18 protein-coding genes and 1 tRNA gene are annotated in these 21048 nt (G+C 45.0%); 11 read left to right on the top strand and 8 right to left on the bottom strand.

Annotated features, from left to right (window positions below):
- Positions 1–892, top strand: an 892-nt coding sequence (locus ACRBG0_RS13600) for a pyruvate dehydrogenase complex E1 component subunit beta (RefSeq protein ID WP_431487415.1), incomplete at its 5' end; no start/stop codon positions are given.
- Between the two features lie 290 nt (positions 893–1182).
- On the opposite strand, the gene ACRBG0_RS13595 is transcribed toward ACRBG0_RS13600, so the two are convergent.
- Positions 1183–4569, bottom strand: a complete 3387-nt coding sequence (locus tag ACRBG0_RS13595) for a caspase family protein (RefSeq protein WP_431487414.1) — start codon at positions 4567–4569, stop codon at positions 1183–1185.
- A 194-nt stretch (positions 4570–4763) separates the two neighbouring features.
- On the opposite strand from ACRBG0_RS13595, the gene ACRBG0_RS13590 reads away from it, so the two are divergent.
- From ACRBG0_RS13590 to galK, 4 genes are all read left to right on the top strand, one after another.
- The gene (locus tag ACRBG0_RS13590; protein WP_431487413.1) at positions 4764–5429 is read left to right on the top strand and encodes a DUF2306 domain-containing protein; all 666 of its coding nucleotides are present in this window, start codon (positions 4764–4766) and stop codon (positions 5427–5429) included.
- An 8-nt stretch (positions 5430–5437) separates the two neighbouring features.
- Positions 5438–6247, top strand: coding sequence for a YARHG domain-containing protein (locus ACRBG0_RS13585; protein WP_431487412.1), 810 nt, complete (start codon positions 5438–5440; stop codon positions 6245–6247).
- A 90-nt stretch (positions 6248–6337) separates the two neighbouring features.
- Positions 6338–7057: a YebC/PmpR family DNA-binding transcriptional regulator gene (locus ACRBG0_RS13580; RefSeq protein ID WP_431487411.1), complete on the top strand. Its 720-nt coding sequence runs from the start codon at positions 6338–6340 to the stop codon at positions 7055–7057.
- Entirely contained in the window at positions 7057–8214 is a 1158-nt protein-coding gene (gene galK, locus ACRBG0_RS13575; protein ID WP_431487410.1) for a galactokinase, read from the top strand. Before ACRBG0_RS13580 ends, galK begins: the two co-directional genes overlap by 1 nt.
- A 135-nt stretch (positions 8215–8349) precedes the next feature.
- Here galK and ACRBG0_RS13570 read toward each other — a convergent pair whose 3' ends face one another.
- Together ACRBG0_RS13570 and ACRBG0_RS13565 are read right to left on the bottom strand one after the other, a co-directional pair.
- On the bottom strand, positions 8350–9132 hold the full coding sequence (locus tag ACRBG0_RS13570) for a hypothetical protein (protein ID WP_431487409.1): 783 nt from the start codon (positions 9130–9132) through the stop codon (positions 8350–8352).
- A gap of 81 nt (positions 9133–9213) precedes the next feature.
- Positions 9214–10338 (bottom strand): DUF819 family protein, encoded by a 1125-nt coding sequence (locus ACRBG0_RS13565; RefSeq protein ID WP_431487408.1) that lies wholly within the window; start codon positions 10336–10338, stop codon positions 9214–9216.
- Between the two features lie 61 nt (positions 10339–10399).
- Between ACRBG0_RS13565 and ACRBG0_RS13560 the strand changes: the two genes are divergently transcribed.
- Together ACRBG0_RS13560 and ctlX are read left to right on the top strand one after the other, a co-directional pair.
- Complete coding sequence (locus ACRBG0_RS13560; RefSeq protein WP_431487407.1) at positions 10400–10906, top strand: GNAT family N-acetyltransferase; 507 nt, start codon at positions 10400–10402, stop codon at positions 10904–10906.
- A 201-nt stretch (positions 10907–11107) separates the two neighbouring features.
- A complete protein-coding gene (gene ctlX / locus ACRBG0_RS13555; RefSeq protein ID WP_431487406.1) occupies positions 11108–12034 on the top strand; it encodes a citrulline utilization hydrolase CtlX in 927 nt (308 codons plus the stop codon).
- Between the two features lie 148 nt (positions 12035–12182).
- Here the strand turns inward: ctlX and ACRBG0_RS13550 are convergent, their stop codons facing one another.
- On the bottom strand, positions 12183–13667 hold the full coding sequence (locus ACRBG0_RS13550) for a magnesium chelatase (protein WP_431487405.1): 1485 nt from the start codon (positions 13665–13667) through the stop codon (positions 12183–12185).
- 150 nt (positions 13668–13817) lie between these two features.
- On the opposite strand from ACRBG0_RS13550, the gene ACRBG0_RS13545 reads away from it, so the two are divergent.
- From ACRBG0_RS13545 to lptE, 3 genes are all read left to right on the top strand, one after another.
- Entirely contained in the window at positions 13818–14576 is a 759-nt protein-coding gene (locus tag ACRBG0_RS13545; RefSeq protein WP_431487404.1) for a hypothetical protein, read from the top strand.
- Positions 14577–14590: 14 nt separating this feature from the next.
- Positions 14591–15016, top strand: a complete 426-nt coding sequence (locus tag ACRBG0_RS13540) for a hypothetical protein (protein WP_431487403.1) — start codon at positions 14591–14593, stop codon at positions 15014–15016.
- 177 nt (positions 15017–15193) lie between these two features.
- The gene (gene lptE, locus ACRBG0_RS13535; protein WP_431487402.1) at positions 15194–15703 is read left to right on the top strand and encodes an LPS assembly lipoprotein LptE; all 510 of its coding nucleotides are present in this window, start codon (positions 15194–15196) and stop codon (positions 15701–15703) included.
- 188 nt (positions 15704–15891) lie between these two features.
- Here the strand turns inward: lptE and ACRBG0_RS13530 are convergent.
- A tRNA-His gene (locus ACRBG0_RS13530) sits at positions 15892–15965 on the bottom strand.
- A 126-nt stretch (positions 15966–16091) separates the two neighbouring features.
- Here ACRBG0_RS13530 and ACRBG0_RS13525 point away from each other — a divergent pair.
- Positions 16092–16850, top strand: a complete 759-nt coding sequence (locus ACRBG0_RS13525) for a hypothetical protein (protein WP_431487401.1) — start codon at positions 16092–16094, stop codon at positions 16848–16850.
- Here the strand turns inward: ACRBG0_RS13525 and ACRBG0_RS13520 are convergent.
- From ACRBG0_RS13520 to ACRBG0_RS13510, 3 genes are read right to left on the bottom strand one after another with little or no spacing between them, the layout of a single operon-like run.
- Entirely contained in the window at positions 16847–17632 is a 786-nt protein-coding gene (locus ACRBG0_RS13520; RefSeq protein ID WP_431487400.1) for a Rossmann-like and DUF2520 domain-containing protein, read from the bottom strand. The genes ACRBG0_RS13525 and ACRBG0_RS13520 overlap by 4 nt on opposite strands.
- Positions 17633–17655: 23 nt before the next feature.
- Complete coding sequence (gene ccsA, locus ACRBG0_RS13515) at positions 17656–20517, bottom strand: cytochrome c biogenesis protein CcsA (protein ID WP_431487399.1); 2862 nt, start codon at positions 20515–20517, stop codon at positions 17656–17658.
- Between the two features lie 42 nt (positions 20518–20559).
- Entirely contained in the window at positions 20560–20955 is a 396-nt protein-coding gene (locus ACRBG0_RS13510; RefSeq protein ID WP_431487398.1) for a cytochrome c maturation protein CcmE, read from the bottom strand.
- Positions 20956–21048 lie beyond the last annotated feature (93 nt).

Raw genomic sequence — 21048 nt, 5'->3', positions numbered from 1 at the left:
AGTTGCCGAGTACAATGGTGCTTATAAGGTAAGTAAAGGCATGCTGGATGAGTTTGGCCCTAAAAGGGTTATCGACACGCCAATTGCAGAACTAGGTTTTGCCGGTATTGGAGTAGGAGCTGCTATGAACGGCTTGCGTCCTATTATTGAATTCATGACCTGGAACTTCGCTGTTTTGGCTTTTGATCAGATCGTGAACAATGCCGCTAAGACCTTGTCGCAGTCAGCTGGGCAGTTCAATTGCCCGATTGTATTCAGAGGTCCGTCCGGTTCTGCCGGACAGTTGGCACAGCAGCACTCGCAGACTTTCGAAAGCTGGATGGCCAATACGCCAGGATTGAAGGTTATTTCCTGTATCGATCCTGCGGATGCCAAAGGACTATTGAAATCCGCTATTCGCGATAATGATCCTGTTTGTGTGATGGAGTCAGAGATGCTTTATGGTTTCGAAGGAGAAGTGCCAGAAGGAGAGTATCTCGTACCCATTGGTAAAGCCGCTGTACGTCGCGAAGGTACCGATGTCACCTTGGTATCTTATAATAAGATGATGCTCCCAACACTGGAAGCTGCCGAAGAGTTAGCCAAAGAAGGCATCAGTGCTGAGGTTATCGACCTACGTACTATTCGACCACTGGACTATCATACCATTGTCGCATCGGTTAAGAAAACCAATCGCCTCATCGTCGTAGACGAAGCTTGGCCATTTGCTGGTGTTTCTAGCGAGGTGGCTTACGAAGTACAGAAATTCGCCTTTGACTACCTGGATGCACCAGTTATTCGCGTAAATTCTGCGGATGTGTCTCTTCCTTATGCTGCTCCTTTTGTTGAAGCTTACCTGCCAAATGCAGAAAAGATTATCAAGGCAGTAAAAGAAGTATCTTACGTGAAGTAAGGCAAATCACTTCAATACATAAAAAAGGCAGTCACTTTACTAGTGGCTGCCTTTTTTCATCAAACTATGGTCTATGTGATCAAACTCATGGATTCTTTACCACAATAGACACAGAGGAGTTTATTTAGGCTAATCCAAATTTAGCAAAAAACACACTCCTACATTTCACCACATAGCCACAGAGAAAGTACATCCATCATCACTATCCAAGAAACATTTGGGCTTGCTACTATAAAAACTATGTGCTCCTATGTACCTATGTGGTGAAAAACATCCCACTACAGCGGTCACTAATCGTCGCCCAGCATCAATTGCGCCATACTGTCTATTCCGGCCGGATTTCCAAAATAGCTGATATGATCACAAGCGCACTCCAAAACCACTGGCGGAAATTGCCGCTCAGCACCTCCAGGGATCACCTTGATTTTCTCCGTGCTTACCGCAATATCATTGGGGGACTTGAACAGAAGTAAATCAAGTGCATCGTAGTGCCCACGGCTCTTGAAGCGGGCCATTACTTTTTGTAACAGCTTCGCCTGTGGCCCGGCTACAGCAGGTGGAATCAACTGTGTATTACCCGCAATGATAGTATACGGAATACCAGGATCACTGCCATCGTTGAGCGCTTTGAGGAAGTCACTATCAGAATTCATCTGCTTGAGGGTGAAGAATAGTTTATCTAAAAACTTGCCCACCACCCGCAATGGAATAACATAAGGCTGCACAAAGGCTGCTCCGTTGACAGCATTCGCCAGTAGCGGCGTCGCCATTTCATAAAGTGAGCCGTAGGGGGAGCCTTGGTTAGGAGTACCCAATTGATAAAGATGATTGACAACCTGGTTGCCCTCTAGTTTTTCAATGAACCAACGACTCACAAGGCCACCCATGGAGTGCGCCACAATGTGGAAGGTTTTGCCGTGGTTAGGGCCTAGACCAACGGCTAACAACTTATCCTTCATTGCCTGTGCAGTGTCCTCAATTGGTGTATTGAGGTTTTCATAATCAAAGGTAAGGATCAGGTCATATTCGTCTTCCAGGGTATGGCCGGCAGCATCTTTCACCAAGCGAATGCTTTTCGGCATCTCCAGCGTGTCACCAATGATGCCGTGAATGTACATCACTATGCGATCAGCTCCAGCTACGGCTGCTTTTACAGCGGCAGCGTCGGTGTTGTAATCAATTTTTATACCAACTGCTGCTTTCTCTTCAGGTGGTGCATCCACAAAGGTGCCTATAGCTAACTGCGGGTGCTGGTACACAAAAGGCAGGTATTTACCTACTGTTTTCTGGAAGAATATCTTGATGGAGCCTCCCAGGCTGCGGGTGCCACTAGGGGTCGGGTCGGGCAAATCTTCAATCAACACCATGCCGTCTTCATCCATCATTCCTATCGGATAATACAGCCCCGTTTCGGGATCAAAACCGACAGGAACGACAAACTCATCTTCGGTTGGCATCAGATTAAGCTTTACCTTAATGGGGTTATCCGCATTCACCTTGTCGGTACCCTCCGAGTTGTAAAATTCAAGGACGTTGACCGGTGGTTTCTGACTCAGACCTTCGGCCAAATCATGGTTCGACCAACCAGCGGGAAAATCGGGTAGGGGAGTGCTGTCTGATAAGTTACGGGCTGCCTCCGGTTGGCAATTTAGCGTCGCTAAGCTACTTACGCCAGCTGGCATCTCTATGGTGATGGCGTTGGCTACCTCTTTTTGTTCGCCGCCACCAACTTGTACTTCACGGGTTGGCCGGACGGTCTTTAAAATAATATCTTCTACCGTCCAATCGTGTTTAGGAGACTGGTTGGCTGGGTTACGACCTGCTTTTAAGGTAACATGTGTGGGATTATCCATTTCCAGGGCTTCCTGGTTGAAGTCATCAGTAGAGAGTTCCAAAGTACTCACAAACACCTTCATGTACTCCGTGAGTTCGTTGACACCGTGAGCCAGAAACGCATCATCTACCCCTAGTGCGATACACTTGTAAGTATCTCCATTGTCCATGCGATCCAATAACCAAGCTTCTTCACCTTCTTCTAATACTTCCAATGCCATGAATTTGTTTTTCACGGCATAATCGGCTTGCATATTTACAACACTAAAGTAAAGTTTCCTTTTACTTGTGTTCTTGACTTTCATTCTGAAGGCTGGCTGTAGCCATTTTTCATCACCCTCTTTGGTAGCGTCGTAATCATAATTAAAAACGACTTCCTCTTGCCAATTTACAGCTGTTGCGGGGCAATCGTCATCTTCCAACCATGCACCGGGTTGATCTACCCGCAAAAGCTCAATCTGGTAATCATCGCGTTTAAGCGTAGTCCGAGGATTATTGATATTCTTGACGTGGTGCCAATGCGCAACACTCTCGGTATCATCCAGGAAAATCATTGCATTGTCAGAGGTGTAGCCCTTTAAACGGCGGAATACCGGACGATCTTCTCCTGGAAAGGTCAGGCGTAGGGTATTATCGATGGCTCTTGCCCAATAATCAGCCTGATCTGGATTGTCGGTGAATTCGAAATAAATGGGTGTCGCCCGATCTTTGAGTGCTTGCTTGATGATTTTATTGCCTTCGGCTTCATTATCCTTGGCCAAGGCAATCTTGATTTGTCGAGCGGGCAGTTGTTCGAGTTTGGCGAGGTAGGATTTTGATTTGTCGAGCTTGGAACTGTCGGCCAATTCCGAGTGCATCATGTCAACCTTGGTGACCTTCATTTGGATATTGTCGACACTTAGTTGTATCTCTCCCGCACGGTCAGCGGGCCAGTTGTGGATAGCACCAGCGTTTACTACCCAGCTATCTGCTTTTTTATCAAAATTTACGGTATAGCTCGGTGCTTTTGTCTTAGGCAACTGGCCTAAGAAATAACGCTTTTTATCCTCTTCGACGGAAGCATCAATCTGAGGCGATTGTTTCTCGACGTAGTTAGATACGAGTACTTTTAAATTACTAATTAACTGGCTGTAAGTGAGCTGCCCGTTGTACTGTTCCAGTAAAGAAATAAGGTTGTACGTAAATGCACCTCTGGTCGTTTCGCCAATGCGAAGTTCTTTGGCTGTCTCACTGGCACTCGCTGCCGCAAGTGCTACGTGGCGACCTCGGGGAGGTGTTAAATCAATACGCCCGGCAGTAGCTGCGCCTTTTTGGTAGCGCTCCTTGCCACAAAAGTCATTAACAGTTGGAATATTACGAGCCGTCTCTGCCATACGTGAAGTCACCCGTACATCGCGGGTGTTGGTACCAGAATGGCAACAGTCAAAAATAGCAACGAAGTGTTGATTATGCTGGTGCGTAGCCTCCCAGATGAGGTAAGACAATTCTTTGTCCATCAAGTCGTAGCCACCGGATGCGATACGACTATCCCAACAGACGAGTGTCTCAAGCTTACCATCAGGATCAATGTGATGGAATTCAGTTGGCGAGACGACTTGTGATCCGTGTCCACTATAATAAAGTAAGCAAGTATCTTCGGCTTTAGCCGCCTGGAAATGCTTGAATCCAGCGACAATATTCGCCTTGGTAGCATCCTTGTCAAAAATGGTCTTGATTGATATTTCTTCACAGTCGTAGTTACCTTCTAGGTAAGCAACCAGTGATTTTGCATCATTGACACAGCCATTTAAACGATGGTGCGCAATGGGATACTGGTCGATGGCAACGACTAGGGCATAGATCATAATGGGTCAGGTTTGAGTTTTAGAAGAAAAAAGAACAGCACAAAATTGATTTGAGCTTTCGTTTTTCAAAAATAGGAAAAACATTTTAATCTATTCGGTCTATAGACTACCGTGTGCATTTTATACCCGGCACTTAGTAACGGGCATATAGCAAGGGAACGTTATTTTTGACCAATACTAAACAATAGAGAAGTATGCCCTCAGTTTGGCGTTTCGTAAAATACATGGTGGGTATAATTATCCTTTATTATGGTTACTTCCTGGTGATCAAAACTTGGTCTTATTCGGACTTTGCTCCAACAACGGGACTGCTCATTGCTAAGCAAAGTGTTATCCAGCAGTCACATTACCTCCTTGCATTTTATACGCATGTTTTTTCTAGTATTTTCGTGCTGCTGATAGGGGGCTTACAGTTTTCAAGCTCATTTTTTCGTTATTCACCTCGATGGCATCAACTGTTGGGGAAGTTCTATGTAGGTATCGTTTTGCTTTTAAGCGCGCCTTCCGGCTTTGTCATTGCTTTACATGCTAATGGAGGCTTACCTGCCAAGGTGGCTTTTGTTTTTCAAAGCGTATTATGGTGGCTGATGACGGCGCTTGCGCTAAAGTACGCCAGGGAAGGAAACTGGATGGAACACAGCAAATTTATGCTGCGCAGCTATGCCCTTGCACTGGCAGCAATCAGCTTACGAATATACGCCTACGTATTGCCTGCTTTTTTTGGGACGTACCCTATTGAAACCTACATTACGAATGCTTGGATGAGTTGGGTAGGCAACCTGTTACTGGCAGAATTATTCATTTATTTAGGCTTCTGCCAATATCTAATAAATACCTTTGGGCCTTCACAAGTAAAATAATGGCGATAATGAATTTGAAGTTCTATTGGCTGGGAGGGATAATAATTTTCCTGTTTTCGTGTACCAATGATCAAGTACAAAAACAGGAGGAAGCGGCAAGTCAGCAGGCACAAACAGCGGAAACAAATATAACGGAAGTAGAAAAGCTACCTGCTTATCGCTTTGATCACAAACAGCAGTTGGAGCCATCTTTTTTGGAAGGAAAGACCAAGGAGGAATTGGCTATGTTTCGCAACGAAATATATGCTTACCACGGGTATCGCTTCAAAAATGAGGAACTCAATGCCACTTTTGCAGCCCAAGGCTACGCTGTTAATAATGACGATGTTAGTGGTAAACTCACGAGTGTAGATGCTCATAACCTTGCCTTGATTCAATCGCTAGAAAGAGCACACGCTACGCAGAAAGCCGCCATTCAATTGGAGGATATTGAATTTTCAGGGGAAATAGCAAAAGAGTTTAAGGTGTTTTTGCAAAAACTACTTGTAGCAGCTAACCAAGGGGATACAGCCTTTGTCAGTAGTATCATTCATCCTGAATATTCTACCAGCCCTGGGTTTGTTGTGAATATGATTGGGCAGCGAGAGTACAGCAGCGAAAAAGAAAAGGTAATCTATGCAGCACATTTGTGTGAGGAGGAATATTGTCAGGGATGCAATGAAAAAGTAATCGCTGAGCCGAATATGGAGTTCTATGTATTTGGTGTAACTTACGAATACGATGCAGCCGAAGCGGATCGAGATAGTAGCGCACTCTATTATTTTTTTATAGAAACCCCGAACGGCTACCGTATGTATTGTGAATTTGCAGCAGGTTAAATTATTGTTTTTTTTGCTGCTCATTTTATACTTTTGCAGAAATAAAAGCTTAAAATCAATAGAACAGGATTTTACTGATCAAATAAAACCATGGGAAGAGCATTTGAATATCGGAAAGCGAGGAAAATGAAGCGCTGGGCCTCTATGGCTAAAGTCTTCACTAAGATTGGTAGAGAGATCGCAATGGCGGTCAAGGACGGTGGCGGAGAACCCGATTACAATCCACGCTTAAGGATTGCAGTCCAGAATGCCAAGACGGCCAACATGCCTAAGGCCAATGTGGATGCCGCCATCAAGCGGGCCCTGTCTAAAGATTCAGAAAATTACGCTGAAGTTATTTACGAAGGTTACGGCCCCAATGGTATTGCTGTAATGGTAGAAACCGCTACGGATAATACCAATCGTACTGTCGCTAGCATGCGCCTGCAATTTTCTAAAGGAGGAGGCAGCCTTGGTAACTCTGGTGAAGTCGAATATATGTTTACGCGCCGTGGTGTGTTCAAAGTGAAAGCAGAAGGCCTTGATCAGGAAGAGCTGGAACTAGAACTGATCGATCATGGGCTGGAAGAACTAGGCACAGAAGATGACCTTTTTGTCCTCTATACCGCTTTCGAAGATTTTGGCGCGATGCAGCAGGCACTCGAAGAACGCAAAATTGCAGTGGATACAGCAGAACTAATCCGGGTGCCTTCGCATACCAAGAAATTGGATGATGATGGTGTTGAAGCGATGATTAAGCTGATCGAAAGATTAGAAGATGATGATGATGTCGTCAATGTCTTTCATAACATGGACATGGAGGACGAATAATGATGCATAATAAAGAATCAATAAGTCGCCAATTTCAGGCGCTTACTACTTACGCCCCGGCACTTCTTTTACGCGCGCCGGGGCGTATTAATATCATAGGAGAGCATACCGATTATAATCAAGGCTTGGTATTGCCAGGAGCGATTGACCGGGCTTTGTATTTTGCAGTCAGGCCCAATGGTACCCAACAATTGCGTTTTTGGGCTTTAGATATTGAAGAATCAGCGGTTGTTGATTTGGTTGAAGTGAAGTCGGGTAAGTCTCTCTGGATCAATTATTTATTGGGGATTGCTGACCAGTTTTCACAACGTGGCCACGAATTGATCGGCCTAGATGTTGTTTTTGGTGGCAACCTTCCCGTTGGGGCAGGTGTAAGCTCTTCCGCTGCTTTGGAATGCGGAATGGCTATGAGCTGGAACTTGTTGCTAGAAGCAGGTTACAGTGGCCCGGAGTTGGCACAATTAGCAAAGCAATCTTCTCACGAATTTGTAGGCATTCCCTGCGGTATCATGGACCAGTTTGCCAGTCTCAATGGCGTAAAAGACCATGCGATTATGCTGGATTGCCGAGACCTGTCATATCGCAAAGTGCCAGTAGCTATCGAAGGCTGCGAGTGGGTGCTACTCAATTCCAAGGTGAGCCATAACCTCGCCGAGTCTGCTTACATTAAGCGAGTGGAAGAATGCGCACAAGGCGTAGCGGTTTTGCAGCAACATTTTCCTGAGATCAAATCCCTACGCGATGCTACTCCACCACAGGTCGAGCAGCTCAAAGAAGAATTTCCGGGTAAGGTTTACCAGCGATGTCGCTATATCGTAGGCGAGCATTATCGAACACTCGCCATGATTGATGCCTTGGCTGCTGGCGATGCTAAAAAAGCAGGACAGTTACTTAATCTCACCCAGCTAGGCTTGGCAATGGATTATGAAGTCAGTTGCCCCGAAATTGATTTTCTTTTCACGCAAGCTTTCCGTCATCCAGGTGTATACGGTGCTCGCATCATGGGCGGTGGTTTTGGGGGCTGCACGCTGAATCTGGTACGTAAAGACGTTCGGGAAGCTTTCGTAAGCGATGCTCTAGCAGCTTATGAGGCTGAGTTTGGAAAACAAGGAGAAGAGCTGGTTGTTCATCTCGTAGATGGGGTAGGACAGGTTTAGCCATTTTTCTTTGGGCTATGCCTGCGNNGTTCCTGGGCACCGGTAAGTTAGCGGAGTTGATCGCACCCCGCACTTCCGACTGCACCTCGCACCTAAAGTTGGAAATCGCACCCCACTGACGGGGGCTAAAATTCACTACACCGTCAACCATTTTTTGAACTTACTGGCCGCAGCTACAGCGAGTAAGGCTATTACTACTTTGGCCGCTAAAAGGATACTGTCAACATCAGCGGTCGTATTTCCAGATTGCTTGGCGTAGATACCATAGAAGGCCCAAATTAAAACCAACACAAAACCAACGTCGGCCCTTTTGACGAGAATAAAAATTCCGATTAATCCAGCAATAACAATCATTATAGCAGCCCAATTGATAGGGCTGATCGCTCCGCCTTGCCAGCCATTATCTACAAGAAGGGTAGTGACATTGGCAATCGTTGCCACCGTAATCCAACCAAGATAAATACTGAAGGGAAGCCGCACGGCCCACTTGTTCGCGGACGGAGTCGGTGTCGATTCACCAATGCCCAGCCTAAGGTAGATGATGATTAAGCTCCCCAGGATAATCAACATAATCAGTAAGCTGAGGGTAATCTGTAGATAATGCCAAGCAAGAATCCAACTGGCGTTGGCCAGACAAGAAATAAAAAACCACGGTCCGATTTTTTGCACGAACCCCATATCCACATCTTGCTTTTTCCACCAACTACGCAGCTGATAAATAATGAAAACAATAAGCAGCAAATAGATAATCCCCCAGATACTAAAGGTGAAGCCTGCAGGTACAAAAAAGTTGGGGTACCGATCTGATAACTCGCCCGTATTGTAACCGTTAAGTGGAAGTGTATTGGCCAGCGTGTTGAGTAATAACACCAGCAAAAATCCAATCACATTGAGGGCTTGTAAGGTTTTGGTACGCATAGCAGAGGTTTATTCAGTGAAGTAGTGAAACGTATCTACAATTTTATTGTTCAGCTTGAATTTTGGTTCGAGGGGACAACGCTAAAACTGCGCCAACAACCACTTCGCCAAATAAGCAACCCCAATGCCAAGGTAATTTCCTACGGCCAGCCCAAGTAAAGACAAGGCGATACCCGGTGCCAATAAACGGCGATTATTGATAGCGGTAGTTACCTGCGCTATAAATACAGGGCCGTAGAGTGCTGCCGTCGAGCTAATCATCACGGTATCTCGGTCGATTTTGAAAATTTTAGCTAGTAACCAATGGATCAGAATAGTGCTGATCAATGCTACCAGTGAAAAAGCAAGTAAAGGCAATCCTTCTCCCAGCAGTTTTTGGAAATTGGCCATCAAGCCTAGTGCCACACAGAAAATGAGAAGAAAGTATTCTCCTTGAACATAAGCACCACGCAAGTTGCTGATTTTGGGAAAGAAAGAAAGTCCAAGGCTAAAAGTAGTCAGGAGCAAAATGAGCAGGGTCGTATTCTTACCGATATCCCCTGTGAATAAATAAGTAAGCCCTGCTGCCGCAATCCCCACACCCAAACTGATTATCGTAGGCAGGAACCGAAAACCCTTACCTGTTTCTTGAACAATATCTTCTTCTTGTTGGTCAGACTGATTAGTGGAAAAACTGGGTAGAAATCGCCCCAGAAAAGGGTGTATGAAAGTCATCAACATCAATAGGTAAACACCACCACCTACGATATCTGCGGCCTGCAATAGCACGACATAATCTCCAGGGGCATCAACAGCTATTCCAATTGCCTGCATATTAGGAGTGCCACCGGTATACAGCCCCGTCAGCATGCCTGCTACTTTCCAACCATCAGTTTGGCTTTCCTGAAAATAGTAAGCGGCTAGTGCAGTGCCTATAAGTCCAGCAACTGCACACAGTCCATAAGCTGCTAAGCCAGGGCCCGCCAACCGCCAGTTTTCTTTGATGTTGGCTCCAAAAAGGAGCATCGGTAAGGCAATAATCATACCCGCAGCAGCGAGTTGCTCCGCGGTTGATTCATGGACAAGGTGAGGAGCGATATTGCCGATGATGATGCCAAAAGCATAGCATAAAACCACGGCACTAAAGAAAGAGGGCAAACGGTCGCTTTTTTCGAGGAGCAGCGCTAAAAAAGGGAAACCTACTGCTAGTATTATCGTCAGTACCATCTGTATTTATTTGTTGGTCTTGTATTTTGTATCCTACTTTGTAGCCCACAATCTAGTGATTATGTCCGAATTCAAAATAACGACAGACCGGCTCTTGCTACGAAAGTTCCAAAAGGAGGATGCGCTTGGCTTCTTTCTAATGAACAATGACCCCCTGGTTTTGCAATACACCGGCGATGCGCCTTTTACAGATATAACCGAGGCAGAAGCCTTTTTGATAGGCTATCAACATTACCAAAAATACGGCTACGGAAGATGGACCGTCCTGGACCGAACAACCGAGGAATATCTGGGCTTTTGTGGCTTGAAATATCACCCCGGCACGGGTAATGTCGATCTTGGGTTTCGTTTCCATAAGCAATTTTGGGGGCGTGGATATGCTACCGAAGCTGCAACTGCTTGCTTAAAGTACGGTTTTGAAGGACTCAACTTATCCTGTATCATTGGCCGGGCACAAGTCGAAAATGAAGCTTCTATTCGAGTGCTAGAAAAAATCGGGATGCAATTCGTGGAAACCTTTGATTTTGAAGGCAAGTCAGGAGTGCTTTATCAAATTTGCAGAGCGTAATGAATTACGATTTTTAACTACCAAAGACACCGAAAGGAGACTTTATAAGCGTTTTGAAGCGCTGACGTCGACCTTTACACTATTACACTTACGCAACTTTTACACCTTTTTAAACTTCCGATTTCCCACTTCCCACTTCCGATTTTTTTCACCCTTATTACGTAAATTCTCCCTTTCTTTGTCGCACCAAATTATTAGCCAATGCACACCACACAAATTACCGATACCATCTTGATGGTTCGTCCTGCAAACTTTGGATACAATATCGAAACTGCGGGGAACAATGCATTCCAGACCAATGATAAATCCCTTTCTGGAAAAGAAATAAATACCCGCGCTCAAGCCGAATTCGATGCTTTTGTTGCCACTCTCAGAGAGGCTGGCGTAGTGGTAATTGTCGTTGAAGACAGCAACACGCCCTTGAAGCACGATGCTGTTTTTCCCAACAATTGGTTTTCTACCCACGAGGATGGATCCGTGATCACCTATCCAATGTATGCACCTATGCGTAGATTGGAACGTCGAGAAGATGTGGTAGCCCAATTGATCAAGGATTTTGGTTTTGATAAGCATATTCGCCTCGAAAAGCGAGAACTGTCAGAGCGCTTTTTAGAAGGAACAGGGAGCATGATCCTGGATAGAGACAACAGAATTGTCTATGCTTGTCGTAGTATTCGTACCGACGAAGGTTTGTTGGATGAGTTTGCCTTATGGATGGGCTTTGAAAAGGTGCTTTTCGAAAGCTATGATATGAACGGATTACCGATTTATCATACCAATGTGATGATGGCCTTAGGAACAAATTTCTGTGTAATTTGTCTTGATACCATCACGGATGCTGTACAAAGAAGAGAAGTGACCGATATGTTAACCCAGACGGGCAAAGACATCGTCTCTATTACCCGAGAACAAATGAAGGCCTTTGCGGGCAACATGTTACAAGTGCAAGGGGCAAACGAGCAAACTTATCTTGCCATGTCTTCACAGGCTTACAATTCGCTTAACAGCGAGCAAATTGAGCAGCTGAAATTACATACCAACCTTCTTCACAGTCCACTGGATACCATTGAGTCGTATGGCGGAGGAAGCGCTCGCTGTATGATGGCCGAAGTGTTTAAGAAAGCGTAGGGTACTTGAGACTTAATAAGCGTTTTTCGTTTTCAGCGTATGCTGCAGCTACAAGGCGCATCATAGTCTCCTATGATGCGCCTTGTAAAAAAAATGCGGTGTAGATCAGTTAAATCCGTTTGATCTGTGTTTTATATAGATGACACAATCAATTGTCATTAAACCCGTCAAACATATCGTTATCATCCAGCATGTTGGCGAGTAAGTCGCGGAAGGTAAGGCTGTTTTCCAACGTATCTTTGTTGAGTACATCAAACTCTACCAGGCCATGAATTACCAACTCCATGAAGAGATAAGTTTCTGCTTCATTGAGGTTGTTGACGGTAGAAGTTACTAGTTTTTTCAAACCGGCGACATTGTCCAATGCCTGGCGGTAATCTTTGTCGCTGGAATCATTGAATAAGTCAAGGGTATTTCCAGCTCCAAACCAAGTGCGAATGGTGCCGTAAGGGTCTTTGTCCTCTGCACGGCTAACCTCTTCTGGGTTAGGGAAATGATCGAGAAAAGCGATTTGAACAGCCTCGCCCAACAGGAGCATAGCGACATTGTAGGAGCCTTCTTGTTCTCCTTCATAAACCAGCTCTACCTTTCCGGTAATAGCAGGAACAACGCCCCAAAAGTCAGTAATACGGCCTTGGGTGTTTGCTTCTCCATTGATAAGCATCCGACGCTCGGCAGTACTCACCAGATTTTCGTAACCCGCAATCGTCAAGCGAGCAGATACACCACTCTTATCATCAATGTATTCACTCTCACGCGCATTAAAGGCAATTTGCTCCAGCATAATCTGAAGCAAATCTGCAACTTGAATATTGGCCTTTTGGCTGTCTGCCAAATCTGCTTCCAAACTGGTAATCTGCCGGGCGATGTCAATTGTTTTAGGATAGTGCGTCAGTATTTGACTTTCAATTCTATCCTTGAGCGGGGTAATGATGCTACCACGGTTGGTGTAATCCTCAGGATTGGCGGTAAACACAAACTGGATGTCTAACGGCAAACGCAGTTTGAATCCACGAATCTGAATATCACCTTCCTGCAAGATATTAAATAGAGATACCTGAATACGTGCCTGTAAGTCCGGTAATTCGTTGAGTACAAACAAAGAGCGGTGTGCACGCGGTACAAGGCCAAAATGAATAACCCGCTGGTCGGAATAAGGCAGCTTCAGTGTGGCAGCTTTGATGGGGTCAACATCACCAATGAGATCGGCAACACTTACATCAGGGGTTGCCAGCTTTTCCACATAACGTTCATCTCGGTGAAGCCATTCAACAGGGGTGTCGTCTCCTTTTTCTGCAATCAAATCGAGGGCATAACGGGAGAGGGGCTGAAGAGGATCATCGTTCAACTCACTGCCACTGACGATAGGCATGTATTCATCCAATAGATGAATCAGTAGACGGGCAATTCTCGTCTTTGCCTGCCCACGCAAACCCAGTAAAAGAATATTATGACGGGACAAAATCGCTCGCTCTACATCCGGAATGACGGTATCGTCAAAACCAATGACTCCTGGAAAGATGGGCTCTTTTGACTGTAGTTTCTTAATCAAATTTTCCCGCATCTCTTCTTTGATAGAGCGGGGCTGGTAACCAGTGGCTTTTAGTTCGCCTAAGGTCTGGGGTAAATTCATAGCTAATCGTCAGGTTTATCAGTACAGGTATAAAAACGAACCAACGGGCTTTTGGTTTTCGGAAAGAGGTGCTCATTATAAAATTAAGCATTTCGTCTTTCCTTGATTCCCTTTGCGCGTGCTTTTCCTTACCTTGGCAAAAAAAAGCGAATGAAGTATTTTTCTTACGTGGTTTGCCTTGTATTGGCACTAGCCACATCAGGTTGTTTTGAAATGTTGGAAGACGTTTATCTTAATAATGACGGCACCGGCAAGTATCAGATAACCATCGACATGAGCGGTATGCTCAATGACCCTTTCATGGGAGAAATGATGAAGCAAGGGATGAAAGAGGAAACCGGTCGGGAAGTTCTCGAAATTGATTCCCTCATTTCTTTTTCGGATATGCAAGAAGGCGGCCTGCCTGCTACCTTAACCGACAAAGACCGTGCAATTCTTGACCGTACAGAGATGCGGATGAAGATGAGTGAGTCAGAGAAGGTGGGTAAGTTTGTCATCACCTTCCCCTTCCAATCAATGAGTGAACTGAATGACTTCCAGAAAACCTTCTCTAAGCTAAACGAAGAGGGTGGTGAGCAAGGCGGTATGAGCGGCCTGATGGGCGGCGGCGCAATGGCCAATAGCAGTTCTACCTGGGACTTGTCCGGACGTACCCTAAACAGGGTGGTAGACGCTGGTGATGCAGCAGGAATGCTCGGCGAAATGGATGAAGAAACGATCGGCATGATGAAGATGATGATGGCCGATGCTTCTTTCACTACGACATACCATTTACCTGGCAAGGTGAAGAAGACAACCATTGAGAATGCAGAAGTTGATGGAAAAACCGTTGTCGTTTCCTACAAATTCCTCGACATCCTGGAAGACCAACCGGACACAGGCGGAAGCATCAAGTTCAAGAAGAACTAAGAAATACTAAGGTTATGATTGATAAAATAGTCAAAACCCTGCAAGATGCCAGCGGCACCATCAGGGAACAGGCCAATAACTTGAGCACTGGAGCAAAAGAAAAGACTTATAGTCTGATTGAAGACTGGTTACAGGTGTTTCCGCAATTGGAAATCTACGGGCTTAAAGTCGAAAGTTTTGCGCTTGGTGTTGCGCTGAGCCCTTCTTTGGAAGTGGATTTAAAAGGTGCTCACGCAGATTTCTCTGCCGAGCGCCTCGAAGAGCTTCTCGCTAAAGAAGGTAATAGTGCTGCATTGCGTACTGTTTTGTCAACGATCAAAACGACTTACAGCTTGCATCGCCGTATTTATGCGGATATTCAGGAGCCTCTGATTGTTAAAATCAGGGTCAAAATTTCTCCTGAAGTCAAAGTGTTTATCGGCGAGCCTTTGATACAATAAGCAAGATGTAAAAAGACTCATCCCGGATTTTGGCCTAAGCCAGAATTCGGGATTGCTTTTATTATGTATGTTTAGATGCGCATCTCGTACCACCAAGGCTTGACTTGTTTTTTTTGCGCAACGTCAAAGGTGGTTTTAACAAAGAATTTATAGAACCTAATCTGCGTTACCTCTTATATGAAAAAGTATTTGTTCCTCTTGCTGGTGTTTTTGAGCTTGCATTGTTGGCAATGCGGCAATAATGGTTATTCTTTTCGTGGAATCAGTATTCCCGCAGATGTGACTACCTACTACGTGGGGCAGTTTAAGAACAATGCCCTGAATGCACCTCCTACTTTGGCTATTGAAACCTCTGAAGCCTTGAAAGAGAAAATTCGACGTGAAAGTAGATTGATCTTGAATGAAACTACACCAGATGTAGAGTTTCAGGGTTCAATTGTGGATTTTCGGGTTTCTGCCGAAGCACCTCAACCTGGAGAAAGCAGCGCTATCAACCGCTTGACTATTGTTACCGCTGTAGAGTATATCAGTAATAAAAACGAGGAGGACGGCTTTAAGAAAAACTTTTCTTTCTTTTTCGATTTTCCAGCTACTACAGAATTGGCCAGTGTACAAACCCAAGCTGTTGAAGATATTCTGGCGCAATTAACGGAAGATATCTTCAATGCTGCATTCACCAATTGGTAGGGATGAGGAAATAAATAATCTACGCAAAGGACGTAGCGAATTTTTCTTTAGACAAATCGAATGTTTCGCAACATAGCGGGCTACGCAAGTAAAACCTGATGATGGATAAAGTGAAATTTGTAGATTGTTTTTTTGCGAGTTCCCTAAATAAAAAAAGCCGACTCCAAAAGGAATCGGCTTTATGAGAGGGTGAATAACCGGATTTGAACCGGCGACCTCTGGAATCACAATCCAGCGCTCTAACCAACTGAGCTATACTCACCATGTTAATTTGCTTATCTTTAAGCAAAATTTCCAACGTTTTGGAACCCCTTGCTTTCAAAGCGATGCAAAGATAATTTTTGTTCCCAAAAATGTCAATTTTTTTCAGCAATTTCAGTAAAAAAATATGCAAAATAATTTCCTACTCTTGCTAGTCTGCTGTTTATTAATGGGTTGCGGTCCTGAAGAAACCGATCTGGAAGCAGCTAAAAAGGCGTGGTCTCAAGTGCAATTGAATTGTGAATCGTTGAGTGACGATGAAGATTTGCCTCGCTATGCCGTTTATGCTATGTTGCAAGAGAATAAGGTGAAGCTTGCAGAAGTGAGTGCTTGTGATACTATCTTGCCAGAAGCTTACGCTGCCAAAGGAATACCTTCCGCAGCTATTACGGCAGTAGGAGGCTTTTGGGCGGGCTATGAGGAGTACATTTATGCTATTATTGAAGAAGAACAGTTGCGCTTGTTTATTGGAGGAATAGGAGAAGAAGGGGATCATGACAAGCCTCAGTACACCCCTTTGGCTAACTATGACCATGACCGGTTTAAGCTCTTGCGACCTTTGCATCCTGCTGACCTTGCCGGGTATTATATGCATCAAGGTACAGATACCAGTTATGTCCTCTTTCTAGGATTGAAAGGGCCGAACCTTGTGAGTAAACTATTTGCTACGGCCGATCCTATGCCCGCTCAGAAGGTATTACAGCGGGCTTTGCCTGAATTTGCTGCTAGCCCTGATTTGGATTTTAACTGTAACCTTAATGGGCTCGATTTTCTCTCCGGCCTTGGGAGTGGTCATATTTATTGGCAACCGGATTCTGCATCTGTTACGTTCCATCAGTTTATGGGACGGGATGAAACGGTAGTTTTTGAGCTGATGACGTATTAGCTCAAATCCTTGGTTATTCCTGCACTAAGTTGCTTGTATAACGCTGCCCATTGTGGGTGATCCTTTAGCATATTTAAGTGCCGTTCAATCGTAGCGACATCATTTCTAATGGCAGGACCAGTCTGAGCGACGGCAGGAGCTAAGTCATCTAGTTTTGCGATGGTTTCCTTGAGTAAAGGCTGTAGCAAAGTAGCAGGTAAATGATTCTCCTGAGTAATCTCCTGTCCGATGTACTGTAGATAATTGGTGAAATTATTGACAAATACCGCAGCCAAATGCAACTGAGCTCGCTGTTCATCACCTACGGGGTAGACTTTTTTTACCAACGTTTTTGCAAGTGATGCTACACTTTGGTAATCTACTTCCTGCGCAGTGTAAAGACACAATGGTACTTCCGTAAAATCTAGTTCTCGCTCTCTAGAGAAGGTCTGCAGAGGATAGAAAACACCATAGTGCTCAAAGTAAGGAGCAAGCACATCAGCAGGCGTGGCCCCAGAGGCATGCATCACCAAAGAGGTAGAGGTAATATACTTCTGTAGTGCGGAAGCAGTCTCTTCAATGGCCCCATCGGGAACTAACAATAAATACAAATCTGCGCTAGCAGGAACCTCTGCTAATTTTGCGGAAGCAGGGCAGTTTAATTCTTCGCCCAGCACTTCAGCTTTTGCAGCAGTACGACTGTAGACAAAGCTGATGTCGTGTCCACAAGCCAGAAAACGACGCCCCATGTGCCAAGCTACATTGCCAGCCCCAATCAATACGATATGATGATTTTCTGACAATTTTATTGTTTATAGAATGAATATTAGGCCAGTGTACGTATACGGTGGTACATACTGATCGTTAAGCCAAACATCATTAATGAAGCTCCAAGCCAGAAATAATTGATTCCTGGAAATTCGATAGCCTGTAGGGCTACCCAGTCGGTGCGGAATGACCGTGTAGCGACGGAAAAAGACGCTCTGGGTACTCTAGGGGCTTGGTGAGCCATAAATACAGTTGCCTTTCCATCTTTTGGATTAATGGACACAAAACGAGCATGCAAGCCTATTTCGGTCGCTTCATCCTTCAAATTAAGGGGTTTGCTATTCCTAATGAGGAAAACCGGTTCTATGCTGGCTGTTTTTCCATCAGGAGTGGTTGCATTGAGTATGGCTGCAACTGCAATGTCCCCTTCTTGCTCTTCATAGCTAGGTAGGGTGACATCTTTGTTGAAACCTTGAAACTTCACCTTTATGTCATCAACCATTACTTCATCCCCTTGCGAAATGACATACTCCTGGTAGTCGAGTTCTGTTTCCGCTGTATAGACGAGGTCAAAAACCTCCTCATTAAGCTTGACTCGTGTATTGAGAGGGTTGATCTGATCGGGGAAACTATATAAAACCTGACCTCGCAGTACCAGTACAGGCTTGGCAATAAAACTGGAATCTTTTTCCGAACTGGTTACCTTAATTCGAGCACTGACAGCGATATCACCTGTTTCTGGAATATAATCTTTGTGCTGAGCATTACGTTGAATATCAAGTACCTCCAAGTCAAAAGATCGCACGAGGAAGGTATCCCGGTCTTTGACCGGCACGGTATCCAGGAAGGTGAGCTTTTCTTCAACACCCATTATGTAGGTCTTGTAGTCAAGGCTATCTTCTTTGGCCTTCTTTTCCGTGATGTCCATCTCTTCCGGAGGCAGGGCAGCAATATGTGTAAAGACATCCCGGTTCCAATACTGTTTGGTGCTGGGATTGGAAGCCGCTACTTTAGTGAATTCCTTGTCGTAGAGGATATTAGGCTCTAATTGGAATTGTTCCACCACCTTGCCGGTTTCGTCTCGGCGTTTATAATCAATATAATAAGTCCGAGTCAGGTAATCAATGCTATCACCGGTAAGGGTCACCTCGTATTCATCCATAATCATGGGGGAATCTTTTAAGAGGAGAACCGTATTCCGCTTTGCTTCTTCATTGGCCGTCAAGCCTTCCATGAGGAAAGGATTGCGGGAAATCACTTTTTGGTTGAGACCACTAAAGAGTACACCAACGAGCATCAGCCCGAAGCCGATGTGAGAAATAGCCGAACCACCAACTTTTAGGTTGCCACGTAGGAAGGAGATGATATGATCTACATTGGTAACTACAGCAAACCAGCCACTGAACATCAACAGTTGGTATTGCCATGCACTTAAGTTAATAGCCAGGGTAGAGAGGTAAGTGAATATTATCGCCAGTACAACACCTATTCCGGTGTGCAGTAGGAATTTTTTCAAAAAGGAAGAGAAGTTCTTTTCGCGAAAGCGTAAAAATTGGCTGAAGCCAGTAAGTAGGCCAATAAAAACACCGATCCAAAGCTGGTACTTGTTGAAGTGTGGAACGGGGTCTGTAATTACCCGTCCAACAAAGCCGGGATCAAAAAACGTTCGGATTTTATTGTAAACCGGCAGAGAAGTAGAAGCTGTAATCAAGACGGCAGAAAACAATAACACCAGGCTACCAATAAACATCCAAAACTCCTTACTACTTGTCGCCTCTTCTTTTTCTGGTGCAGGGATGCCCTTGATTCTAGAGAAGAACAGGTAAGCAGCCAACAGCACATATACTACAATAAAAGTGACAAGCTGCCACTCTAGTCCCATTTCTGTAAATGCGTGTACAGAGGTTTCCCCCAAGACCCCACTACGGGTAAGGAAGGTAGAATAAACAATCATGATAAAACTCAGCGCATAGAAAATGTAAGTAGCGCGAATGCTTTGATCAGTCGTTCTGGCAATAAGATTGGTGTGAATACCCGCGATAAGCACGATCCATGGCACCAATGACATATTTTCTACCGGATCCCAAGCCCAGTAACCGCCAAAGCTGAGGGCTTCGTAGGCCCATGCACCACCCATGAGTATTCCTGTGCCGAGAATAGCACCACTGAATAAAGCCCACGGCAAGACCGGAGCCAGCCAGCCACGGTGATCACGAACCCATAAGCCAGCCATTGCAAAAGCAAAGGGTACGACCGTTGAAGCAAAACCGAGGAAAAGGGTAGGAGGGTGGATGGTCATCCACCAGTTTTGCAACAAGGGGTTTAGTCCTGTTCCGTCCAACAAACTCACATATTCGGCATTGGCAAAAATGGGCGCTTCCATCACATCGCGGAGTAGCAAGGCGGGGTTACTACCCAAGCGGAATGCTTCAGGACCAAAGCCAATATAAATCCCCAGGAGCATAGAGCCAATAATGATCTCTACCGAGGCAAGAATGGCCATTACCGGAGATTCCCATTTTTTAGCAGAGAGCATTAGTAAGCCTCCCAATATGACGTGCCAGAACATCCATAGCAGAAAACTTCCTTCTTGTCCTTCCCAAAATGCGGAGAAAATATAGCGGAAAGCCAAATCGTCGTTGACGTGAGCTTGCACATACTGGTACTCGTAGTAGTTGTTAAGCATCACGTAAAACAGCATACCAATAATGGTAAATACTGCTAAACCATGAATGCCGAAACCGACGCGGCCAATTTTTTGCCAGCTATGGGCCAATTCAACATCCTCCCGCTTTTGGGTGGCAAAAAAGTAAGCAATACTACTAAGGATAGCAGCGCTAAAGGCGATAAATACGGCAGCCTGGCCGATACGGCCAGGCCACAGGTGTTCGCCTACATATTGGATTTCTTCAATCATCATAATTTCCTGCAACTACTGGTGAGCGCGATGCGTTCGTGTTTCTTAACCTTGCTGTTCCTTCAGGTAAATCTCTTCGTCTTTGTATTTCGAAGGGCACTTCATGAGCACATCGGTAGCTACAAAGGCATCTTCTTGCATACGCCCGGTAAGTACCACTTGCTCCGAAAGCTCAAAATCCTGAGGTTTAGGTTGCAAAAGAACGACTTTTTGGGTAGCTCCTTCGTCATCACGGATATAAAATGTAAAAAGATTGGGATCTTCTACTGGATCGTAGAGCATCTCCATGTCTTTGGCCAGTTGCCCGGCAATTTTGACGCGGCTACCAGTTTCCACGGCCTGAGAAATCGTTGCATAAGTGCTGAGGTCATCCTGTGCCATTACAAACAAGGAAACAGCAACAGCAATCATGATCCCGGCAATGATATATACCTTTTTCATCTTGAAGGGGTTTTACTTTACGAACAGCACAAAAATAAATTGAGTCNNCTCCACTTCAAGCGTATTAGCTCTTTAAAAAGCATAGAAAGAGGT

Source organism: Lewinella sp., from assembly GCF_050633125.1.
In the GTDB taxonomy this organism is placed as follows: Bacteria; Bacteroidota; Bacteroidia; order Chitinophagales; family Saprospiraceae; genus Lewinella.
The sequence above is the reverse complement of the archived record's forward strand: the minus strand, read 5'-3'. Positions and strand labels throughout refer to the sequence as shown.

Bases quoted from the DNA above. Each gene is read 5' to 3' on its own strand.
- ACRBG0_RS13595 (WP_431487414.1), bottom strand. From the start codon at position 4,569: ATGATCTATGCCCTAGTCGTTGCCATCGACCAGTATCCCATTGCGCAC.
- ACRBG0_RS13590 (WP_431487413.1), top strand. From the start codon at position 4,764: ATGCCCTCAGTTTGGCGTTTCGTAAAATACATGGTGGGTATAATTATC.
- ACRBG0_RS13585 (WP_431487412.1), top strand. From the start codon at position 5,438: ATGAATTTGAAGTTCTATTGGCTGGGAGGGATAATAATTTTCCTGTTT.
- ACRBG0_RS13580 (WP_431487411.1), top strand. From the start codon at position 6,338: ATGGGAAGAGCATTTGAATATCGGAAAGCGAGGAAAATGAAGCGCTGG.
- galK (WP_431487410.1), top strand. From the start codon at position 7,057: ATGATGCATAATAAAGAATCAATAAGTCGCCAATTTCAGGCGCTTACT.
- ACRBG0_RS13570 (WP_431487409.1), bottom strand. From the start codon at position 9,132: ATGCGTACCAAAACCTTACAAGCCCTCAATGTGATTGGATTTTTGCTG.
- ACRBG0_RS13565 (WP_431487408.1), bottom strand. From the start codon at position 10,338: ATGGTACTGACGATAATACTAGCAGTAGGTTTCCCTTTTTTAGCGCTG.
- ACRBG0_RS13560 (WP_431487407.1), top strand. From the start codon at position 10,400: ATGTCCGAATTCAAAATAACGACAGACCGGCTCTTGCTACGAAAGTTC.
- ctlX (WP_431487406.1), top strand. From the start codon at position 11,108: ATGCACACCACACAAATTACCGATACCATCTTGATGGTTCGTCCTGCA.
- ACRBG0_RS13550 (WP_431487405.1), bottom strand. From the start codon at position 13,667: ATGAATTTACCCCAGACCTTAGGCGAACTAAAAGCCACTGGTTACCAG.
- ACRBG0_RS13545 (WP_431487404.1), top strand. From the start codon at position 13,818: ATGAAGTATTTTTCTTACGTGGTTTGCCTTGTATTGGCACTAGCCACA.
- ACRBG0_RS13540 (WP_431487403.1), top strand. From the start codon at position 14,591: ATGATTGATAAAATAGTCAAAACCCTGCAAGATGCCAGCGGCACCATC.
- lptE (WP_431487402.1), top strand. From the start codon at position 15,194: ATGAAAAAGTATTTGTTCCTCTTGCTGGTGTTTTTGAGCTTGCATTGT.
- ACRBG0_RS13525 (WP_431487401.1), top strand. From the start codon at position 16,092: ATGCAAAATAATTTCCTACTCTTGCTAGTCTGCTGTTTATTAATGGGT.
- ccsA (WP_431487399.1), bottom strand. From the start codon at position 20,517: ATGATGATTGAAGAAATCCAATATGTAGGCGAACACCTGTGGCCTGGC.
- ACRBG0_RS13510 (WP_431487398.1), bottom strand. From the start codon at position 20,955: ATGAAAAAGGTATATATCATTGCCGGGATCATGATTGCTGTTGCTGTT.